This is a genomic window from Candidatus Hydrogenedentota bacterium (genome assembly GCA_016791475.1).
Classification (GTDB): Bacteria; Hydrogenedentota; Hydrogenedentia; order Hydrogenedentales; family JAEUWI01; genus JAEUWI01.
The window spans coordinates 1-608 of sequence record JAEUWI010000319.1 but is presented as its reverse complement, the minus strand read 5'-3'; the positions used below and the strand labels follow the sequence as shown (position 1 = coordinate 608).

Annotated in this window: 2 protein-coding genes; both read left to right on the top strand. The window is 63.7% G+C overall.

Annotated features, from left to right (window positions below):
* Nucleotides 1–27 precede the first annotated feature (27 nt).
* Nucleotides 28–279, top strand: a complete 252-nt coding sequence (locus tag JNK74_29440) for a hypothetical protein (protein MBL7650298.1) — start codon at nt 28–30, stop codon at nt 277–279.
* Nucleotides 280–363: 84 nt separating this feature from the next.
* A partial coding sequence (locus tag JNK74_29435) for a hypothetical protein (protein MBL7650297.1) occupies nt 364–608 on the top strand: 245 nt, incomplete at its 3' end.

The following is a 608-nucleotide window of genomic DNA, read 5'->3' as shown; positions in this document are numbered from 1 at the left end:
CCGGTTGCCGACAACAAGGAGTAACCGATGATTCTGCTCAATCCGCGGAACATGGTTCGCGACTATCCCGATCGACGCTCGCGGGAGATCATGGAAAAGACCATCGCCTTCTTCGAGAGGAAGGGACTGACCCGGCTCAAGGAGGACTACAACGGCGCGGTCTGGTATGCGGACTTCATCGAATTCTGCAAACGTGAGGGCATCCTCGCGTCGCTGATGACGCCCGCCCGACACGGCAAGGAAGGCGAGAACGCGGTCTGGGACGCCTGGCGGGTGTGAGGCTTTGCCGGAATTCCCGGCTTTTACGGCCTGGGCTACTGCTACGTCTATCAGCTGTCGGTGCTCGGCATCGGCCCGATCTGGATGAGCGGCAATCAGGATGCGCAAGCCAGGGCCAAGCGCCTGCTCGACGAGGCCGAGCGCCTCGGCTGGGTGGAGGAGGCCCTCTTCCTGGAGCGGCTGCTGCTCCGTGCCCAGGGAGGCGAGTATCCCGCCGTCGAGAAAGTGCTGGAGAAGGCGCTGGAGAAGGAGCATCCCGACACGCCGCTGATCCTGGAAGTGATGGTGCCCTTCGCCGTGGCCCGCTACGAGCTGGGCAAGGCCCGTGG

Excerpts from the sequence above, each read along its gene's own strand:
- JNK74_29440 (MBL7650298.1), top strand. The coding sequence starts at position 28 with ATGATTCTGCTCAATCCGCGGAACATGGTTCGCGACTATCCCGATCGA.